Consider the following 17,512-nt stretch of genomic DNA (forward strand, 5'->3'; position numbering starts at 1 on the left):
ATGAGTGTTGTGGCAACTGAAAGAAAGATTGAAATAAAAGTAGAAGAGAAAAATCTTAGTGTAAAAGAAAAAATATCTTATGGTATGGGTGATTTTGGTAACGGTTTCATGTTTGATTTAGGGCAGTTGTATTTGTTGAAGTTCTTTACAGATGTGGCAGGCATCCCTGCCGCAGCTGCGGGAGGGATTTTTCTAGTAAGTAAGTTATTTGCGGCAGTTTGTGACCCAATTGTTGGTTCGTCTATTGATTACCGAAAAAACATAGGTGCTAAAGGGAAATTCCGACCGTATTTACTATTCGGAAGTATGGTGTTGGCCATTTTAACCGTACTCACTTTTATTTCTCCAAACCTTTCACCGGCGGGTAAATTAATTTATGCGTACGCTTCTTATATGATCTGGGGAATTGGCTATTCATTTGTCAATATTCCATACGGATCGCTAGGCGCATCCATGACTCAAAATACTTCTGATCGCACGTCTCTTGCTGCTTTTCGTCAAACAGGATCATTAGGTGCACTGTTTGTAACCAGCATTGCTGTTGTACCGCTCATTCTGTTATTTCCAAATGAAAAAATCGGTTATCCCGTTGTCATGGGGATTATGTCGGTCATTGGAATAATCGCTTTTTATGTATGTTATCGCAACTGCAAAGAACGCATTGTCGTAAAAGAGAGTCCAAAAGAAAAATTATCAGTCAAGTCTATTTTTAAAACGTTTGTAAGTAACAAACCTCTTTTAATTTTAGTATTTATGACGGTATTTACCATTTCAGCTTACAATATTAAATCAGCTATGCTTATTTACTTTGCACAATATAATTTAGGAAATGTTAAATTGATGGCTTACATGAACTTTATTATTATTGGTTCATCCTTTCTAGGAGTCATTATGCTGCCAAAGCTTGTTAGCCGATTTGGAAAAAAGCAGGCGGCAATGATTGGCTTAGGAATCAGTATTGCAGCGGACACAGTAAATTTCTTTATGCCTTCTAACGTCGTAATTTTTACGATTTTAGCAAGTATTGCTTTTATAGGTATCAGCATTCCTAACGGGATTACATGGGCATTTGTATCAGATATCATTGATTATGGTGAATGGAAAACAGGCGAAAGAAAAGAAGGCACAACGTATTCACTGTTTAACTTTTCTCGAAAGCTCGCTCAGTCGCTATCCGGCTTCTTATCAGGTATTGGTTTAGGGTTAGTTGGGTATATCCCAAACGTGGCACAAAAGGCAGGTACATTAGTGGGGATTAAAAGTTTACTGTTACTATATCCTGCTATTGCTTTATCCATTGCTGCAGTGATTATTGGTTTTATGTATAAGCTAACGGATAAAAAACACGCGGAGATTGTCCAAGATATTCATGCTAGGTCTTAGTCAAAACTGTCATAACATTCACCATTTGCTTATTATTCCTACTAAGTTGTGATATCCTTATAATAAAAATCGATACTGATTCATTAAAGGAAGGTAAATGAAATGGGTGTTACAATTAAGGATATTGCAAAACTAGCAAACGTATCACATACAACGGTTTCACGTGCATTAAACAATAGTCCGCTTATTAAAGAAAAAACAAAAAAGAAAATTTTAGATATTGCAAATACGCTTAACTATATTCCTGACTACCATGCGAAAAATTTAGTTCTTCAAAAATCTCATACAATTGGACTGTTTTTTACGAGCATGGCAAACGGTACATCACCAAGTTTTTTAGTGGATAGTATTAGAGGGGTAAGTAAAGTAATTGATGTTCAGTATAATTTATTTGTAAGAGGCATTGACGATTACGATGATTATACGTACATCAATAATAAACGCTTTGATGCGATTATTTTAATGAGTCAAAGCGATCGTGATAACACTTTTATATATAACGTAGTAGAGAAAGGCATCCCGTTGATTGTGCTCAATCGCCAAGTTGATGATTCATCAATTATTAATATTTTGTCTAATGACAAAGAAGGAGCTTACAAAGCTGGCGGGTATTTGATTGAATTAGGTCACAGACATATCGCAATCATAGAAGGAATAGAAGGCTTTAAATCAACTCAACAGCGTAAGGAAGGATTTCTTAACTCGTTAATTGATCATAATGTTTCCATTCGCCAAGAGTATATGATTCAAGGAAATTACGATATGCAAAGCGGATATGAAGGAATGAAAGCACTGTTAAGGTTGAAGCAACCGCCTACTGCTGTTTTTTGTTCAAATGATGATATGGCAATCGGTGCTATGAATGCCGCATTCGAGTCTGGGCTAAACGTACCCAATGATATATCAATTATTGGATTTGATGATATTGAATTAGCCAAATACACCACTCCTTCACTAACAACCGTTAAAAGACCAATCGAGAAAATCAGCATGACCGGAGCAGAAGCAGTTTTATCATTAATGAACAAAGATGACAAAAATATGCTGCAAAATAAAGTTTTAATTAATACCGAATTAATGGTTCGCCAGTCTGTGAAGTCACGCTCATCTATGTAGCCGGTTATTTAGTATAACCGGCCCAAAAATGTTAACGTTAACATTTTTGGAGTTAAAATAATATAAAAATCTATAAAAATAACAATGTTAATGTGTGCAAAGAAGGAGATGCTAACATGAAGTTAAACCGCCAGATGCAAGCTAACACACGTATATACCCAGAAAAAGTTCTGCAGTTTGGAGAAGGCGTATTTCTAAGAGGGTTTGCTGATTGGCAAATTCATCAAATGAACAAACGCACTGCATTTAAAGGCAGTATAGTAGCTGTCAATCCGAGAATCACCGGAAATGCAGGTAAATTGAATAAGCAAGACGGTTTGTTTACGGTTTCTCTTCAAGGAATTCAAGACGGTAAAGCACTCAAAGAACATGAAGTAATTGAATCTATTAGCCGCGGTCTAAATCCATATGAAGATTATGAGGCTTATATGCAATTAGCGGAGAAAGAAGAGCTAAGATTTCTTATTTCTAATACAACAGAAGCAGGCATCGCATTTTTAGAAGAAGACCGCTTGGAACATGCACCGCAAAAGAGTTTTCCAGGTAAAGTCACAGCATTTCTATATAAGCGCTTTAAAGCTTTTCAAGGAGACCCCACAAAGGGGCTTATTATCTTTCCTTGTGAATTAGTAGAGCGAAACGGGGATTTGTTAAAGAAAATGGTATTACGTTATGCCGACAAATGGAATTTAGAAAAGAAGTTTACCGAGTGGATACACGAAGCAAACGCTTTTTGCTGCACGCTTGTTGATCGAATTGTGCCAGGTTATCCAAATGATGAAAATACGCTCAATGAACTGAGTTATGAAGATGAGTTTTTTGTGATTGCAGAGCCATTTTACTTATGGGTTATTGAGGGACCAGAGTGGGTAAAAGAGGAGTTTCCCGCGGAAGAAGCTGGTTTACATGTGAAATTTGTGAACGATATTGCACCGTATGCGCTGCAGAAAGTCAGAATTTTAAACGGTATTCATACTGCAACGATGCCTGTTGCGTATTTAGCGCAACTAAATACGGTCAGAGAAGCAGTCGAAGATGAAGTAATTGGAACGTTTATTCGAAAGTGTCTATATGAAGAAATTATTCCTAGTTTACCAGTTGCGGAAGAAGAGTCCTTGTCATTTGCTAAATCTGCATTAGAACGGTTTCAAAATCCGTTTATTCATCACGAATTAATGAGCATCTCTTTGAACAGCATGACAAAGTTTAAAATGCGAAACATCCCAACTCTTAAAGAGTACGTTGAAAAGCACGGAGCGTTACCTACTTTGCTTACATTTTCTCTCAGTGCCCTCATTTCTTTTTATAAAGGAAAAAGAGAAGGAGAAAAAATTGAACTATCAGATGACCCCGCAGTTCTAGAAATGTATGAATCTCTTTGGAATACGTATGACGGTACTGAAAAAAGCATTTCTTACATTGTAAAAGAAGTGCTGGGATATAAAGAGCATTGGGGAGAGGATTTAAATATGATTCCTAGCTTAACAGAAGCCGTAACAAATGGAGTCTTAGCTATTGAAACTGTCGGAATGAAACAGGCGATGAAAGAAATTCTCTATGTAACCGCAACTAAACAGTAAGAGGTGAAGCATATGAAAGAAGTAATTCGTATTCATCAGGGAGATAATGTAGCAGTAGCTTTACGAGATTTTTTAGCACAAGAGAACCTTATGGTTGATGGAAAAGAAATTTCTCTAAAAGAAGAAGTAAAACGGGGCCATAAAATAGCTCTTACGCCAATTTCAGCGGGCGGCAACATTATAAAATATGGCTTTCCAATCGGGCATGCGACTTATTCTATTTCACCTGGTGAATGGGTGCATACGCATAACGCAAAAACAAATTTAAACGACGTTAATGAATATAAGTTTCATCAAAAATTAGCAGTTCCTAAACAAAAAAAACAATCGCTAACGTTTAAAGGATATCGCCGCAAAAACGGAGATGTTGGAATTAGAAATGAGCTTTGGATTGTTCCAACGGTAGGGTGCGTCAACGGTATAGCCGAACAAATGATTAAACAGTTTCAAAAAGAAATAGGGGATCTCTCGCCTTTTGAGCATGTAACCGTTCTAAAACACAATTACGGATGTTCTCAGCTCGGTGACGATCACCGTAATACAAGAACCATGCTTACGAGAATGGTACAGCATCCAAACGCTGGAGGAGTTTTAGTGTTAGGACTTGGATGTGAGAATAATAGCTTAACAGAATTTAAACAAGCGCTAGGTACAATTGATGAAAGCAGAGTGAAGTTTTTACAATCTCAAGACGTCGAGGATGAAATTGAGGCAGGAGTCGCTTTGCTAAAAGAAATTTATGATGCTGCTAAAGACGATAAAAGAGAAGACGTTGATATTTCAAGGCTGAAAGTAGGTCTTAAATGCGGTGGCTCAGATGGGTTATCAGGTATTACAGCAAATCCGCTGCTCGGCAAATTCTCCGACTGGCTCATTGCTCAAGGAGGCACAACGGTTTTGACGGAAGTGCCTGAAATGTTTGGAGCAGAAACCTTGCTCATGGAAAGAGCCGTTGATGAAGAAACATTTAACAAAATTGTTGATCTTGTTAACGATTTTAAAACGTACTTTCTCAATCACAATCAGCCGGTGTATGAAAATCCTTCTCCCGGTAATAAAGCAGGCGGTATTACAACATTAGAGGATAAATCACTTGGCTGCACTCAAAAAGCAGGCACGGCCCCAGTCGTAGACGTGTTAAAGTACGGAGGCAGTTTACAAATTAACGGTTTAAATTTACTAAGTGCTCCTGGAAATGATTTAGTTGCCTCAACTGCTTTAGCCGCTTCAGGGTGTCATATTGTACTGTTTACAACGGGAAGAGGAACGCCGTTTGGAACGTTTGTGCCCACTATGAAAATTTCCACAAACACCGCTCTTTATAACAAAAAACCGCACTGGATTGATTTTAACGGAGGAGTGCTGGTTGAAGGTGACACAGAAGAAGATACGTTAGAAAGCTTTATTGAGTACATGATTAGAGTTTCTAGCGGAGAGCTTGTAAATAATGAAAAAAATGATTTTAGAGAAATGGCCATTTTTAAAACAGGCGTTACTTTATAAATAAGTCGGTTACTAGATTGTTAAACGAAAGGAGAAAAGCTAGTGAAAAAATATGTGCTTTGTTTGTTTGTGATGACTCTTATGCTTATTTTACCGTTTTCTGCCCAAGGGAAATCTTTTTCAGCAAGTGAAAAAATAACAGCAGTTAAAGAACAAATTCAGCCTCTTTCATTTCCAAACCGTACGTTTAATGTTAAGCAGTACGGAGCAGCAGGAAATGGAAAGTCTGATTCAACGGCTGCTTTTAAAAAAGCAATCGAAGCGGCTAACAAAGCAGGAGGAGGGCGCGTTGTTGTCCCACCAGGAACTTATGTTACCGGTGCGATTTATTTAAAAAGCAATGTAAATCTTCATATAATGAAAAAAGCTACGATTAAGTTTAGTCAAAATCCTGAAAAATACTTACCTGCTGTTTTAACAAGATGGGAAGGCGTGGAGCTATATAATTATTCACCGCTTATCTATGCGTATAACGAAAAAAATATTGCGATTACAGGAGAAGGTACGTTAGATGGACAGGGGGATAACGAACATTGGTGGCCCTGGAAAGGAAAAAAGGAGTTTGGATGGAAAGAAGGCGAGCCGAGTCAGCAGCAAGATCGCGATTTGCTGTTTAAAATGGCAGAAGAGAAAGTTCCTGTTAAAGAGCGCGTATTTGGTAAAGGACACTATTTGAGACCTAGTTTTATTCAGCCTTATCACAGTAAAAATATCATGATAAAAGGTGTAACCATTTTAAATTCGCCAATGTGGCAAATCAATCCCGTCTTAAGCGAGAACATTTTAATTGATGATGTAAAAATTATAGGTCACGGTCCTAATAATGATGGAGTAGACCCTGAATCGAGTAAAAATGTGCTTATTAAAGATTCTTATTTTGACAATGGAGATGATTGTATTGCGATTAAGTCGGGGCGTAATGCAGATGGGAGAAGAATCAACGTACCAAGTGAAAATATTGTTATTGAAGGAAACGAAATGAAAGATGGCCACGGGGGCGTTGTGATCGGCAGCGAAATATCAGGAAGCGTCCGGAACGTATTTGCTCAGCATAATGTTATGGACAGTCCCAATCTAGACCGGGCGTTGCGGATTAAAACAAATTCAGTTCGCGGCGGAAAGATTGAAGATATCGACTTTAGCAACAATACGGTCAAAAGCGTAGGCAGTGAAGTGATTCAAATAGACATGTACTATGAAGAAGGAGACACAGGGAATTTTACGCCCGTCGTTCGGAATATCAACATAGAAAACTTGCAAAGCAACGGAGGCAAATACGGCTTATGGATTCGAGCCTATGAACGTTCTCCTGTCACCAACCTAACGATTCGTCATTCTAATTTCCAGCATGTTGCAACACTATTATTAATGGAAAATGTAAAGGATCCTGTGTTTGAAGAACTTTGTATAAATGGAAGCTGCATGAACACAAACCGGTAAAAGGTGTGTTTATAATCAGCTGCAAGTAAAAGGCGGAACAAAAAATATTTTAGCCCAAGAAGTATCCGCACAATTAATCGAGATTATTGATTAATTGTGCGGTCTTTTTTTTGTTGGGATGGTGAACGTAGGTTTAATGTGTTAATAATGGTAAAAACCTGCTCTGTAATTTTTACTATTTTATAGATAGGTCAAATGATTCTTACTAATTGATAGATAACATGGATGAAAGAAATAACTTTTGACGCTTGTTTTCCGAGCAATTTATTACCTAAATGTGGATATGGAAAGTGTGAGGGAAGATATATATAAGAATTATAAAAACATTTGTCTTTGTAAGCGTTTTATTCTTTATTTTAATAAAGAGCAAAAAAAGGATGTTTTTCTCTAAATTTTTACCATTGAATATTTTGAATAAAGTTCATAAAATAAACTTGTAAGCGTTTTAAAAGATTAGGAAGTATGTATCTTGAAAGTTGAATAGAAATTTATTTATGAAGAAAATAAATATGATTTTTTTGCTTTTGATCACCGTTTCCGAGTAGAGCTTAACAAGTAGCAGCAAATCGTTCATTTAATGAAATAAAGAAATAGATAGGAGTAGAGAAAAATGTACATCGGTGTCGATTATTACCCTGAACATTGGCCAGAGAATATGATAGAAGAAGATATCCAAGGCATTAAAGAGCTAGGATCAAACATGGTAAGAATAGGAGAGTTTGCTTGGCATCTAATGGAGCCTAAAGAAGGTGAATATGACTTTTCCTTTTTTGATAGCGTTATCAATAAGCTTAAAAAACAGAATATTGATGTTATGTTTGGTACGCCTACCGCCACTTTTCCGGCTTGGCTTGCGAAGCAGCATCCTTCTATTTTATCGAAAGATGAAAACGGGGCGGTCAGAGCCTTTGGAGGAAGACGTCAATATTGTTTTAATTCGCCTCTTTATCGGAAGTATAGCGCTCAGATTACAGAACAACTCGTAAAGCACTACTGCTCAGAAGAAGCAATCGTAGCATGGCAAGTTGACAATGAATTCGGCCATGAAGGCAGTGACATGTGTTACTGCGAACAATGTCATAAAGAGTTTCAGCAGTTTTTGGAAAGAAAATATAAAGATATCAATGAGCTAAATGAAAAGTATGGCACTATTTTCTGGGGACAAACATATAACGAGTTTACTGAAGTGCCTATGCCCGTAAAAACAATTACGACACACAGCCCTTCGCTAAAGCTTGACTGGGCGCGCTTTCGTTCTTTTTCGTTAAACAGATACGCTCACGAACAAACGGCGATTGTGAAGAAATATAAAGGTGATCACCAGCTGTTGACAACGAACGTATCAGGGGGCTTTTTTGATAAATGGTTTGATCATGAAGAAAATCTAGAAGTAATGGACTTTGTATCTTATGACAATTATCCGGTATGGGGCGGTCAAACAGAGCCCATTACTCCGGCTCATATTGCACTAGGGCATGATTTTAATAGAGGTTTGCTACATAAAAACTTCTGGATTGTAGAGGAATTAATGGGCGCCCAAGGTCATGATATCATCGGTTATCTTCCGCGACCTAACCAAGCAAAAATGTGGTCTTATCAGGCGTTTGCTCATGGAGGTACGAATATGCTGTATTTCCGTTGGCGCGGAATGACAAGAGGAGCCGAGCAGTACTGCTATGGAGTTGTAGGTCACGATAATCATTATGGAAGACGCTACAAAGAAGTTCAGTCGTTATTTAGTGAAATCGTTCATTACGAACATGTACTGAAGTCTGATATTAAATCGGATATTGCCGTTTTATATGACTATGAAAATATATGGTCATGGCGCTTTCAGCAGCAAAGTGAAGGATTTGACTTTACGCAAGAGCTGCTTCGAGGATATACCCCGTTTTATAAGTTGAATACACCTATTGATGTTATTCCTGCTTCGAGAGATTTTTCAAGCTATAAAGTACTGGTTGTTCCGGCTTTGCAGATCATTGATGAAGAACTAGGTAAAAGATTTACTGAATTTACTGAAAACGGCGGCGTCATCATTTTTACGTTTAGAACCGGCATTAAAGACAAACAAAATAATATTCACTTTAAACAGACGCTGCCCGGATATGTAAAAGAAATAACGGGAATTGAAATTCAGGAAGTCGAAGCACTGTCTTCTACTCAAAAAGCAGCTATTAAAGGGGTAGGACCGTATGAAGGAGAGCAGTCAAGTGCGTCCGTCTGGAGAGACATTGTCACACCTGTAACAGCTGAAGTGCTGTATGAGTATGATGATCCATTTTATAGTCAAGCCGCTGTAACAAAAAATCAGTTTGGTCGCGGAACGGTTTATTATGTAGGCTGTGGAATTGAAGGGCAAACGTTTGAAAAAATTGCGCTTGATATTGTAAAACAGCAGCATATTGAGCATACGGAAAGTGAAGAGGGGATTGAAGTATATCCTCGCAAGCTTGGAGAGAAAAGTTATTACTTCCTTATGAACCATACGCCAGAAGTAAAAGTATTTAAAGATATTGTTCTGCAGCCTTACGAAAGTCGAGTTGTAGAAAACATGTAGTAGCAACAGGAGACTAGAATCTCATAAAGCAATGAGATTCTAGCCACTTATAATATGATATGAAAGCGTTTTATAGGAGAAGGGAGTTAGGGTATATGAGCATGGGGGTACAGTCAAAAGTTTCTCTGAAAACCGTACTATCATATGGAATGGGAAGCTTTGGAAACAATATTATTTATGCATTAACAAGTACATATTTAATGATTTTTTATACGGACAGCGTAGGATTAAATGCCGCAGCTGTAGGAACTTTATTTCTTATTGCTAGGATATGGGATGGGATTGCAGACATTATTATCGGAATGATTGTTGATAATACAGAAACGAGATTTGGTAAGTTTAGGCCTTATCTTTTAATAGGCGGATTTTTTGCAGCTGTTGCTACAGTCGCGTGTTTTATTAGTCCTGATCTTTCTCATACAGGAAAATTAATTTACGCTTATATCACCTATATCGCATGGGGAACAAGCTTTGCTATTATGGATATTCCCTACTGGTCGCTTTCAGCAACGATTACACAAGATGTAAAAGAACGAAATAAAGTAGTGGCGTTTCCTAGAACCATTGCAGCAGTAGGGTCTTTATTTGCTAGTTTATTAACTCTTCCACTAGCTCATTATTTTGGGAACTGGTTTATGCTGAGTCTTATTTATGCGTGTATCTTAATGATTACAATGATTATTACATTTTCAGGAGTAAAAGAAAACTATACCGTAAAAAGACAGGAAAAGCAGACGCCAAAAGCAGTTTGGAACTTATTTATTCAAAATAAACCGTTGCGTTATCTAATTTTCTCGATGCTTTTAGTTGAAACGATTTTAACAATTCGCACTACGTTTTCTATTTACTATTTTAAATACAATTTAAATGCAGAGAATATCGCGTCTCTTTATTTAACCTTATTTTTCACAGCACAAATTGTAGGAGCGATCGCGTCTCCTTTCATTTCAAATAAATTTGGAAAGAAACGCGCAGCAATAGGGGGAATTGCCCTAAATGCTGTAGCTACTCTTACAATGTTTGCAACCGGTTTTCACGTTATGCCGGTGATGATTTTAAGTTTTTTAGCTTCTTTCGGCGGTGGAGTTAGCAACATTGCTCAAACATCTATGCTCGCTGACTGTGTAGAATACGGCGAATGGAAAACAGGGAACCGAGCGGAAGGAATGGTGTTTTCTACGAATATTTTCAAAACAAAGGTTGCTTCAGCAGTGGGTGGAGCAGTAGGCGGGTACATCCTTTCAGCGGTAGGGTATGTGCCAAATCAAATTCAGTCACACAGCACACTCATTTGGATTGCTTTAATCTTTACGATCATTCCAGGCATCCTTTGCTTGTTATCACTTGTCCCACTCGTAAAATATGAGTTGACGGAAAAGAGATATTTAGAAATTTTACAAGATATGAAAAAGCGCTCAAGCCGCATAAAAGAAAAACCGGCTATGAAAGTGTCTAGCTAATTCAAATCAGCACAAGCATTGTACACAAAAACAACAAGAAAAAAAGACTGCATTTTCTCAGCTCCTCTTGCTATGATGTCAGGTAGACAGATATCAGTGTAAAGAGGAGTTTTGTTTATGTTTATTAATTTTTCAAAAGAAGACAAAGATAAAATGCTGAATGAAATTCAAACGTTTTTTTATAACGAACGAGATGAAGAAATCAGTGAATTTGCAGCGGAAAATGTATTAGAGTTTATTAAAGAACATATCGGTCCCCACTTTTATAACCAAGCAATTAAAGATGCAGAAGATATTATGAACCAAGTCATGCTTTCTGCAGAAGAAAATTTACATGCATTAAAAAAACCGATTGAAAAGTAGTTCAAAAAAGAAAATATGAAGTAGAACAAAAGCGCTTTATGTACAAAAACATACAGCGCTTTTGTTTGTCTATGAAACAAATTATTTGTTCGCATAAGTGATATATGATACATTCGTTTTAAGATAATATTAACGTTAACGTAAAGGTTATATTTGGAGTGTTTTAATTTAACTCGACGAGGGCATAACTTCAGCAAGCAGGGACATAATGAGGTAATTATAAGAGGAAAGAAGGGACTATACGTGAGCAACATTACGAAAGATCAGCTAACAAAATCTATTGTGAAAGCAAATGAAAATCGTTTAACAGATAATAGTGATTTTGATATCTATCAAGAGCTGGAAAATGTGCTTCAAGGGGTCGGCTTATCAGCAAAAGACAGCGGAGGAAGCATTACGTTTTACGGAGAAGATCCGGTTGTTCCTAGTACGCTGCGTCTTGCCTCAGCAGCAGCAATTGCACTAGTTGCTAAATCAGTAGCTGTCTCAAAAATTTGGAGAATACGCGGAGGAAAAGGTCAAGATATTCATATGGATTTACGAAAAGCGATCCGAAGATTATCACCTTTTTACGATAAAAAATGGGAAAAGCTTAATGGGTACGCACCAAGTAAAGCAAATGATCCATATAACCCATTAGGCTTTCGCTTTTATCAAACAAAAGATGACAAATGGGTGATGCCGCTGAATCCATATCCACGCTCTAAGCATGAAACGCTAAAGTTGTTAAATTGTATAGAAGACCCTGATGTAGTGGCAAAAGCAATTCGCGGTTGGAATGCAGAAGAATTAGAGAAAGCTGCAGCGGAGCGAGGAGTTATCATGCCTGTTGTGCGGACAATTGAAGAGTTTATGAATGAGTCCGTGTATGAAGAAATAGCGCAGCTTCCTTTAATTGAAATTGAAAAGATTGGAGAAAGTGAGCCGATTCCTTTTTCAAAGAATCCTAAAACGCCGCTAGATGGTGTTCGAGCATTAGGCCTTGGTCATGTTATTGCAGGAGCAGGATTTGGTAGAGCGCTCGCTTTACACGGTGCGGACGTGTTAAATATTTGGAAGCCAACGGACTGGGAGCATGATACGATTTACGCTACGTCTAATGTCGGTATGCGCTCTTCAACGCTGGATATTGGTGAAAAAGAAGGAAAAGAAAAAATGGTTGAACTTCTACAAGGAGCAGATATCTTTTTTGCGAACCGTCGATACGGATTCCTAGAGAGATACGGTCTAACCGCTGAAGAGTGTGCAAAATTAAAACCAGGAATCGTCCACTGCACCGTTAACCTGCATGGAACGCAAGGAGAGTGGGCAAAAAGAAATGGATTTGACCAAACAGCGGGAAGCGTAACGGGAGTCATGGCGTTAGAAGGATCGCCAGAAAATCCTAAGCTGCCTCCTATTGTAGTTGTCAATGATTATGCGGTTTCTTGGCTGCTTGAAGTCGGTGCTTTAATGGCACTGGAAAGAAGAGCAAAAGAAGGAGGCAGCTACCGCGTGCGTGTATCATTGGATCGCGTATCTTTATGGATTTTATCAATGGGCATCTATGACAAAGCGTACGTTCATCAAACAGCTGGTTCATCAGAAAAGCACGAGTACATTGCACCGGATCTCTTTACAGCCCAAACACCTTTAGGATTGTACCAAGGGCTTACAGAACAAATCGAAATGTCCGAAACTCCAGGGGAATATAAGACGGTTCTGGTTCCTCGAGGTTCTTCATGTCCAGAGTGGTTGTGATATCAAGAGGCTGAGACAAAAGTATTTTAGTTGAAGGAAAATCCGAACGATGAATCGAGATTCTTGATAAAGGATCTAACTCGTTCGGGTTTTTTCATGGTGATGGTGAACGTGGATTTTGTATCTTCTGTTGCTTCTAGCTGTTGATTGGAGGGCAAGGCGAAGACGCCCGCGGAAAGCAAAGCCCTGCACGGAAATCAATTCAATTCGCTCGCCTTTGGATTAAAATGATTTAGTTATGTCCAAACCTCATTATGAGAAGCACATTTAAAATGAAAAATAAGAAAAAATATTTGAATAATTATATGATTTCTTATATAATAGCGAAAAGGATGAGGAGTTGACTTGTAATGGAAAACTATACGTCCCGCAAAATGACACAAGAAGAAGTAAAAGTATCAGACGCTACAGCAGCTCAACTAGTGCTAAACAAATCTCTTCGTGACTTTAAAAAAGCACAGCTTTTACTGCAAATTGATCAGTCTTTAGAAAAAAGAGATAAAGAAACTTTTTTACGTTTAACTGAAGAGTTAAAAGAAGTTTGTTAAATAACCTACTAACATAAACAATCAGCCTTTGCTTCTAGTGAGCAAAGGCTTTTTATATGGAAAAAAACGGATAAATGTTTTGTTTTTTCTGAAAGCGGTAAAAGTATAGTATGGGTGATAAAGCAAAAATCAAGAAGTCTCTTACTTTATTATTTTTTGCTTTATCATCTAAAGCATCTAGATGACATCGCATCACGAAAGAACAAAAAGAGAGAGGGTTCTTTATATGTATAACAAAATTTTAGTCGCCTTTGACGGTTCGGCACCTTCTATTCGTGCTATTCAACATGCAAGTAAACTAGCTAAAAGCGTAAATGCTAATAAGCTGACAATTGTACATATTAAGGAAAGAATTCACTTGCAGCAGCCTGTTTTTAGCGTTGACTTAGACGCACTGATAGAAGAAGAAAACCGCGATATTTTATCTGAAGCTCATAATCATTTAACTCAATCAGGTATTCCATATGAGGCATACGGTTTAGAGGGCACCGCTTCAAAGAAAATTATCGAATACGCACATGGCAATCAACAAGACGTCATTGTAATAGGAAGTCAAGGAAAGGGCTTTGTGAAAGAGACATTTTTAGGAAGTGTAAGTCACGAAGTTGCTCAATCTGCAGAATGTCCTGTTATCATTGTTAAATAAAAAGAGACTGGGACAAAAATATTTTAGTTAAAGGAAAATCCGAACGATGAAGTGAGATTCTTGATGGAGAATCCAACTCGTTCGGATTTTTTGTGGATTTTATTGATATGGTGAACGTAGGTTTCCTGTATATAGGTGCTTCTAACTGTGGATTGGAGGGATTTCGTTATGTCTCCACTTTTTTTGCGTTTGGATTATGTAGTGCTGCGTGCTTAGTGAGCTCGAAATTTACGGTATGATAAACGTACTTTATACGCTAAGCTGTCAGATACCTGTGGTAAACTGTCAGAGAATAATAGTTATTCAATCATATATGCTTTATTCTGCACAGTTTCTTCAATTATTACTTTTATAATGAAAGCAAAGGATGTGAATAAATGAATCGAATTTCTATTAAGCTTGGACTCTTATTTTTAATGTTCATTTTACTAATTGAAGCGGCTCTCTTTTTTTACTTATATAGCGGTCTTGCCAACACACGAATTTCGGAGGAATTAGAGAGTTTGCGTTTAAGAGGAAATAGTCACCGGGAAGTATTAGAGAAGCATCATGATTCGGCTACGCTTAACCATGTTGCACTGATGGAATCTGAAGCAGAAACTGATGTTGTCATAACAGATAAAACAGGAAAAATTATCAGTTCGTCTAGGCCTTTAATTCAAGGTGCAAGAAAAGCAGTAGAGAAATGGAAAGGGAAGTCTCTTACATACAAAGGTGAAATTATGCAAGGCGACTGGAAAAGAAAACCTTATATCGCCACAGCATCACCTATTGAAAAAGGCCGTCAGCAGTTCGGAACGGTTTATATGTTCAAAAACACAAATGATATTCACGAAATGATTGCGAGGCTACAGCATCATTTTTACGTAGCGGGAGCTGTTTCCATTTTATTTTCGATTGTGACTATTTTTGCTCTGTCTAAATTTATAACCGCTCCTTTAATCAAGATGAAAAAAGCAACAGAGAAGCTGAGTCAAGGGGATTTGTCTGTAAAGCTTGGTGCTCATTCAAGAGATGAACTTGGACAATTGGGAATGTCCATTCAGTCGCTAGCAAATGAGCTGCAGCGGTTACGAAAAGAGAGAAATGAATTTTTAAGCAGCATTTCACATGAACTTCAGACTCCTTTGATGTATTTAAAGGGATATGCAGACGTTGCGAGAAGGCCTGCTAATACACCGCAAGAACGTGATAAATATCTTGCTATTGTGGAAGAAGAAGCGGAAAGAATTTCACAGTTAGTCAAAGATTTGTTTCAGCTGGCGCAGCTGGATCAGCACACGTTTTTTATTCAAAAACAAAAAGTAGAACTGGCTACGTATTTGCACACCATATGCGCGCATTTTCATTTAGCTTTAAAAGAAAAAGAGATGGAGCTTGACATAAGCTGCCCTCAAAGTCTTTACATTTCACTAGATCCTGAAAGATTTCAGCAAGTGATTATCAATTTACTTGATAACGCAATGAAATATTCAAAAGAAGGAACTAAAATTGAGGTAATTGTAAAAAAATCAGTTGAATCATTGACAATAACCCTTAAAGATCAAGGAATAGGCATTCCAGAACAAGATCTGCCTTACGTATTTGACAAGCTGTATCGAGTAGAAAAATCTCGCTCGAGAAAAAGCGGAGGATACGGATTAGGCTTATCAATTGTAAAAGAGATTGTAGAAGCTCATGGAGGAGAAATAACAATCATAAGCGAGAGGGGAAAAGGAACGGCTGTAGAGATTGCATTAAGAGAGGATGGATAGGATGGCCACTATTTTATTAGTAGATGATGAAGCAAGGATGCTGGATTTACTAGAGCTTTATCTGCTGCCAAACGGATTTACATGTATAAAATTTGAAAAAGGCACAGAAGCGCTGCGCTATCTTTATGAAGGTAACAAAGCAGATTTGATGTTATTAGATATTATGATGCCAAGCGAAGATGGGTGGGAGATTTGTCAAAAAGTAAGAAAAATGTCTGATCTACCGGTCATTATGCTCACAGCCCGCAGCCAAACGTTAGATGTAGTAAAAGGATTAAATATAGGAGCAGACGACTATATTACTAAACCGTTTAGCGAAGAAGAATTGGTTGCACGCATCGGCGCGGTTCTTAGACGTTCCTTAAAAGAAAAGAATGAAATCACCTATAAAGGCTTAGTATGGAGCAAGGAAGACCACGTATTACAATATAAAAATCATTACATTCAAGTGACCCCTAAAGAGTTTGAATTAGTGGGATTACTTCTTCAGCATTTAAATCGTGTGTTCAGCCGAGACGACTTGCTTGTGTTAGTGTGGGGATATGAGGCTGAGATTGGAGACCGTACTATTGACTCCCATGTGCGAAATGTTCGGGATAAGCTTAGAAAAGCGGGTTTTCCTGTAGACGAATACCTGCAAACCGTATGGGGAATAGGCTATAAGTGGGTTGATGTTAGTTGAAAATGATATGAGCATAGCTATCGGAATTGGTGGAAAGATAAAGTAAGCGACCTTTTCCCTTTACATAGGGTAGGGGGGTATAGTATGATGAAGTCATGAAGGGAGGATGTTAGATGGTCGAAGCGAATCACATGAACAGTGAAGAAAAATGTTGTATGATAAATAGTGAAAGAAAAAGTCACCATTCTCCAGAAGTGAAAAAAAATCTAACAAGCCGATTAAATCGAATTGAAGGACAAATTCGAGGAATTAAAGGATTAATCGAGAAAGATACGTATTGTGACGACGTGATTACTCAAATCGCAGCTGCGCAGTCTGCCTTAAATAGTGTAAGTAAAATTTTGCTTGAAGGTCACTTGAAGCATTGCATTGTAGAACGTGTGCAAGATGGTGATGAAGAAGTAGTAGATGAATTATTAACAACCATTAAACGATTAATGAAATAAAGGAGATGCTAGAAATGGAAAACGTAACATTATCAGTACAAGGAATGTCTTGCGGTCATTGCGTCAAAGCTGTTGAAGGCGGTGTAGGCGAACTTAATGGCGTTAAAAGCGTAGAAGTAAGCTTAGAAGATGCAAAAGTAACAGTTGCATTTGATCCAAGTCAAGTAACGGTCGAAGATATTAAAGAGGCTATTGATGACCAAGGTTATGACGTAGCATAAACAGCATCGCGTGCGAATACCTTCGCACGCTTGATTTAGGAGAAAAATATACCCCTTGTAGGTATATAAT

15 protein-coding genes are annotated in these 17,512 nt (G+C 37.7%); all 15 read left to right on the plus strand.

Features of this window, described 5'->3' with window-relative positions:
* The 15 genes from ACFX4G_RS04770 to copZ all read left to right on the plus strand — a co-directional run bounded on the left by ACFX4G_RS04770 (window position 1) and on the right by copZ (window position 17,442).
* The gene (locus ACFX4G_RS04770; RefSeq protein ID WP_043981954.1) at window positions 1–1,383 is read left to right on the plus strand and encodes a glycoside-pentoside-hexuronide (GPH):cation symporter; all 1,383 of its coding nucleotides are present in this window, start codon (window positions 1–3) and stop codon (window positions 1,381–1,383) included.
* A gap of 102 nt (window positions 1,384–1,485) precedes the next feature.
* Window positions 1,486–2,499 carry a LacI family DNA-binding transcriptional regulator gene (locus ACFX4G_RS04775; protein ID WP_377573045.1) on the plus strand — a complete coding sequence of 338 codons (1,014 nt, stop codon included), beginning with the start codon at window positions 1,486–1,488 and terminating at the stop codon, window positions 2,497–2,499.
* A 116-nt stretch (window positions 2,500–2,615) separates the two neighbouring features.
* Window positions 2,616–4,079 (plus strand): tagaturonate reductase, encoded by a 1,464-nt coding sequence (locus ACFX4G_RS04780; protein WP_237074816.1) that lies wholly within the window; start codon window positions 2,616–2,618, stop codon window positions 4,077–4,079.
* Between the two features lie 12 nt (window positions 4,080–4,091).
* The gene (locus ACFX4G_RS04785) at window positions 4,092–5,582 is read left to right on the plus strand and encodes a UxaA family hydrolase (protein ID WP_043981957.1); all 1,491 of its coding nucleotides are present in this window, start codon (window positions 4,092–4,094) and stop codon (window positions 5,580–5,582) included.
* Between the two features lie 42 nt (window positions 5,583–5,624).
* Window positions 5,625–7,022 (plus strand): glycoside hydrolase family 28 protein, encoded by a 1,398-nt coding sequence (locus tag ACFX4G_RS04790; RefSeq protein ID WP_377573049.1) that lies wholly within the window; start codon window positions 5,625–5,627, stop codon window positions 7,020–7,022.
* A gap of 610 nt (window positions 7,023–7,632) precedes the next feature.
* The gene (locus ACFX4G_RS04795; RefSeq protein ID WP_377573052.1) at window positions 7,633–9,582 is read left to right on the plus strand and encodes a beta-galactosidase; all 1,950 of its coding nucleotides are present in this window, start codon (window positions 7,633–7,635) and stop codon (window positions 9,580–9,582) included.
* Between the two features lie 95 nt (window positions 9,583–9,677).
* Window positions 9,678–11,042, plus strand: a complete 1,365-nt coding sequence (locus ACFX4G_RS04800) for a glycoside-pentoside-hexuronide (GPH):cation symporter (protein ID WP_043981959.1) — start codon at window positions 9,678–9,680, stop codon at window positions 11,040–11,042.
* 117 nt (window positions 11,043–11,159) lie between these two features.
* Window positions 11,160–11,405: a DUF2164 domain-containing protein gene (locus ACFX4G_RS04805; protein ID WP_013082790.1), complete on the plus strand. Its 246-nt coding sequence runs from the start codon at window positions 11,160–11,162 to the stop codon at window positions 11,403–11,405.
* 243 nt (window positions 11,406–11,648) lie between these two features.
* Window positions 11,649–13,145 carry a CoA transferase gene (locus tag ACFX4G_RS04810; protein WP_377573055.1) on the plus strand — a complete coding sequence of 499 codons (1,497 nt, stop codon included), beginning with the start codon at window positions 11,649–11,651 and terminating at the stop codon, window positions 13,143–13,145.
* A gap of 350 nt (window positions 13,146–13,495) precedes the next feature.
* Window positions 13,496–13,693, plus strand: coding sequence for an IDEAL domain-containing protein (locus ACFX4G_RS04815; RefSeq protein ID WP_013056608.1), 198 nt, complete (start codon window positions 13,496–13,498; stop codon window positions 13,691–13,693).
* Between the two features lie 226 nt (window positions 13,694–13,919).
* Window positions 13,920–14,339, plus strand: a complete 420-nt coding sequence (locus ACFX4G_RS04820; RefSeq protein WP_097823668.1) for a universal stress protein — start codon at window positions 13,920–13,922, stop codon at window positions 14,337–14,339.
* 377 nt (window positions 14,340–14,716) lie between these two features.
* Window positions 14,717–16,093, plus strand: a complete 1,377-nt coding sequence (locus tag ACFX4G_RS04825; protein WP_097823667.1) for a sensor histidine kinase — start codon at window positions 14,717–14,719, stop codon at window positions 16,091–16,093.
* A 1-nt stretch (window position 16,094) separates the two neighbouring features.
* Window positions 16,095–16,775: a response regulator transcription factor gene (locus ACFX4G_RS04830; RefSeq protein WP_097823666.1), complete on the plus strand. Its 681-nt coding sequence runs from the start codon at window positions 16,095–16,097 to the stop codon at window positions 16,773–16,775.
* Window positions 16,776–16,888: 113 nt separating this feature from the next.
* Window positions 16,889–17,221: a metal-sensitive transcriptional regulator gene (locus tag ACFX4G_RS04835; RefSeq protein WP_097823665.1), complete on the plus strand. Its 333-nt coding sequence runs from the start codon at window positions 16,889–16,891 to the stop codon at window positions 17,219–17,221.
* Between the two features lie 14 nt (window positions 17,222–17,235).
* Window positions 17,236–17,442, plus strand: coding sequence for a copper chaperone CopZ (gene copZ / locus ACFX4G_RS04840; RefSeq protein ID WP_013082796.1), 207 nt, complete (start codon window positions 17,236–17,238; stop codon window positions 17,440–17,442).
* The last annotated feature ends 70 nt before the right edge of the window (window positions 17,443–17,512 follow it).

Origin of the sequence: Priestia sp. YIM B13486 (assembly GCF_042787865.1) — a bacterium.
GTDB lineage: Bacteria > Bacillota > Bacilli > Bacillales > Bacillaceae_H > Priestia > Priestia megaterium.